General features: G+C 58.1%; 3 protein-coding genes. 1 reads left to right on the top strand and 2 read right to left on the bottom strand.

Features of this window, described 5'->3' with window-relative positions; genetic code table 11:
- Nucleotides 1-116 precede the first annotated feature (116 nt).
- Nucleotides 117-1,109 carry a peptidoglycan glycosyltransferase gene (locus V6C07_RS09460; protein ID WP_333536182.1) on the top strand — a complete coding sequence of 331 codons (993 nt, stop codon included), beginning with the start codon at nucleotides 117-119 and terminating at the stop codon, nucleotides 1,107-1,109.
- 373 nt (nucleotides 1,110-1,482) lie between these two features.
- On the opposite strand, the gene hypB is transcribed toward V6C07_RS09460, so the two are convergent.
- On the bottom strand, nucleotides 1,483-2,151 hold the full coding sequence (hypB, locus tag V6C07_RS09455) for a hydrogenase nickel incorporation protein HypB (RefSeq protein WP_333536181.1): 669 nt from the start codon (nucleotides 2,149-2,151) through the stop codon (nucleotides 1,483-1,485).
- A 166-nt stretch (nucleotides 2,152-2,317) separates the two neighbouring features.
- Entirely contained in the window at nucleotides 2,318-2,671 is a 354-nt protein-coding gene (locus V6C07_RS09450) for a hydrogenase maturation nickel metallochaperone HypA/HybF (RefSeq protein WP_333536180.1), read from the bottom strand.
- Nucleotides 2,672-3,223 lie beyond the last annotated feature (552 nt).

Below are 3,223 nucleotides of genomic sequence, written 5' to 3'. Positions count from 1 at the left end.
GCGCCCGCAAGGTACGCCTGCCGCTTCCGCCCGGCTGACTTGCGGGCCGCCCCCGCGCTCTGCTATAATGTGCCTGCCGTCGTATGACGCCGGGTACTGACATCGGGAGTGTATGCATGACCTTCAGCAATTATCCGCAGCGAAGCCTGCCCTGTTTTCTCACTGTTTTTATTTTTCTTCTGTGGGCGGGACACTGCCTGGCAGCAGGCCCTCAAAATCTGGTCATTTCCAATAAAACAGAAGAGGACCTGCTCAACATCAGCCTGCAAAGCAAGGGTGTTACGCAGTTTGCCCGGCTGGACATGGCCCCCGGCGGCAGCGATGAAATTGAAAACCCCGGAGGAACTGCAGACTTGCGCCTGGACACGGGGCTGGCGCTCTGGACGTTCAGCGCCGTGCCTGTAGGGCAGGCAGCAAGCCTTGCCTTTGGCCCCCGGCCGGAGCAGATGACCCTGACAACGGCCAAAGGCGTCAGCCGTCAGTTCAACGCCCGGATGCAAAGCCTTTTACCCGATGAAAACAGCGGCCCGGTCTGCATGCTTGACCAGTTTCGGCCCGGCATGAGCATGAAAGACGTGTGCGCCCTGCTGGACAAAAGCCCGCCTCATGACGACAACGATGCCGTGCTGACCAGCCTTGGATTTGCCGGTATGGTCTGGGCTGCGCGGCTTTTGCCCGGTCAGGCTGAAAACGGGACTGCCGGTGCTGCTGTCACGGCGCGCCCCGGCGATCCCGACCGTCTTGAACATATGGAACTGCGCCGGAAACTCGACGCCGCCACACTGAACAAGCTGCTTGAAACGCTCTATGCCCAGGACTATGCCCCCTGGCAGGCTGAATTGCCCGGGCTGGATATGGACTTTGTGGAACTGCCCAGGACAGACCCTGCGCAACACCGGCAGGTGCTCCGGCAGGTACTGGACTATTTTCTTGCGGCGGGCCAGGGAGAGGCTACGATCATGCTTGCCCCGGCGGCCATGCTGCCGAATCTGGCAGATGCCGACACGCCCAGGCAGGACGTGCAGCTTTTTACCCTGACCCTGCGGCCCGCATCAAAAAACCTTGTTGTGGATGTGGCCGCCTATCAGGCTGGCGAGGGCGGTCGCTGAGCACTCCCCGACCTGACGCTTTTCACATTTTGTTCCGCGTAGTTGCGGGCCATAAAAAATCCCGGCACAGACCGGGATTTTTACTATTCTTTTGCAAGCATAACCGAAAAACATCAGGCTGCTCTTGCCGCCTCCGCCGCGCGCAGGCATAGCGCTTCCGCATCATAAAAAATGCACTGTCGCCGCCTGCCCGTGCGACCGGCAGATTTTTTTTAACAGGCTTGCCTAGAGCAATTTCACTTTGAAATTGCTCTGACGGCTGCGTGAGCAGACGTTCGCTACGGAGGCGTAAGCGCAGTTTATCTGCGCGGTTAAACGCCGAAGTGAGCGTGCCTTAAACTTTGAGAATGTATATTCTCAAAGTTAATCTGCTCTAAAGCGGGCGACCTTCTTTTTTGGCAGCCCGCATGGCGCGCAGCCAGCCGTACCATTCCTGAAGGCCCTGGCCGTGGCGGCAGGAAACCTCAAAAATATCCAGATCTTTATTGAGCTTTGTGGCAAAATTACGCGCCCGCATCATGTCAAAATCCACATAGGGCAACAGGTCCACCTTGTTCAGCACAAGCGCCTGAGCCAGGTTGAAAAGAAGCGGGTATTTTTCGGGCTTGTCGTCGCCTTCGGCCACACTCAGCAGGGCCACCTTGGCGTCTTCCCCACAGTCAAATTCCACAGGGCAGACGAGGTTGCCCACGTTTTCGATAAAAAGAATGTCCACGCCTTCAAGATCGAGGCTGTCCAGCGCGGTCAGGATCATGTTGCTGTCAAGGTGGCAGCCGCCGTCGGTATTGATCTGCACGGCCTGCGCCCCGGTAGCGGCCACGCGGCGCGCGTCGTTGTTCGTCTGCAGGTCGCCTTCCACCACGGCCATGCGAAACTCTCCCGCCAGATCGGTAAGCGTGCGCTCCAGCAGCGTGGTCTTGCCCGCGCCGGGCGAACTGATCAGATTCAGGGTCAGAATCCCGCTGTCAGACAGCCGCTTGCGCACATGAGCCGCCATTTTTTCATTGGCTTCCAGCACATTGCGAACCACGGGAATTTGCATGCCAGTCTCCTTGCAGGCCCCGGCAATGGGGTCTTTTATGTAAAGTATCGGTACGTTGAGAAGGCGATGATATCTGCTAGAAAACTTGCGGCGCCATAGGCAAGAAAGCCGCCGCCGTTTCAGGCGCAGCGCCTCGGTGGGGACCGCCGTCCCTATCCGGCTCGGGTCAGCTGGCCTCAAGGCGGTTCAAATACAGCTCCCTGCCCTGCCTGACCACGTGACCGAACTGCTCGCCGCATCCGGGGCAGGGCTGCACAAGAGCGTCCTGCCCTTCACCGCCAAAATCCGCGCCGCAGAACGGGCAGTGCAGTTGCAACGGCAATTCTTCCATTTCAAGGCGCGCGCCCTCGTGGGGCGTCCCCTGAATCATGGTTTCAAAGCAGAATTGAAGAGATTCCGGCACCAGCCCGGCGAGAGCGCCATATTTGACGTTCACAACCTCAAGACGGGTACAGCCCTGACGGGTAATTTCCTCTTCCGCCATTTTCAGCAAGCTTTGTGCGATAGCCATTTCGTGCATGGCGGCATACTAGCTCAAAGGCCCTGTCACGTAAAGGCCGGAAGCCATTCTTGCCATTCGGCGTAAATAATGTACATTTCGGGCATGCGTCGCTCAAAATTTTCTGGCGTGTATTCCTTTTCCACCGACTGGACGGAAAACCGCCGCAAAACCCACTACTTTGTCTGGGAACTGCCGGACGGGGCATTTGCGGTACAAGAACTCAACAGCGCGTTCCAGCCGTTGGCTGATCCTGAAAGAATCAGCGCCAGATCATTCAAAAAAAACTTCAAGGCAGAACCGGAAAGTCTGGCGATGCCTGTCACTACGCCTGACCTTACGCAATTTGAAAACAAAAATGCGACAGGCAGCGTACAAGCTGGCGCGGCGTCAGGGCAAAAAGCAGAGAACACTCAGCTAACCGGGCAGCAGAGCCAGGCCGGCAATGCGGCGCAAACCCATGCGCCTGCCCAAGGCACCGTGCAAGGCACAGCGTCTGCCCAAAGCACCGCGCAGGGCAGTCCCCTCAAACAGGCCGGGCAGACTGTTGCCCCAAACAGACCTGTGGACGGA

Source organism: Desulfovibrio sp. 1214_IL3152, from assembly GCF_036763055.1.
In the GTDB taxonomy this organism is placed as follows: Bacteria; Desulfobacterota; Desulfovibrionia; order Desulfovibrionales; family Desulfovibrionaceae; genus Desulfovibrio.
Note: the sequence above shows the minus strand (reverse complement) of the source record. Positions and strands in the feature narration are given on the sequence as shown.

What these genes read in the sequence shown, in the direction of transcription:
- V6C07_RS09460 (WP_333536182.1), top strand. Translation starts at nt 117, where the DNA reads ATGACCTTCAGCAATTATCCGCAGCGAAGCCTGCCCTGTTTTCTCACT.
- hypB (WP_333536181.1), bottom strand. Translation starts at nt 2,151, where the DNA reads ATGCAAATTCCCGTGGTTCGCAATGTGCTGGAAGCCAATGAAAAAATG.
- V6C07_RS09450 (WP_333536180.1), bottom strand. Translation starts at nt 2,671, where the DNA reads ATGCACGAAATGGCTATCGCACAAAGCTTGCTGAAAATGGCGGAAGAG.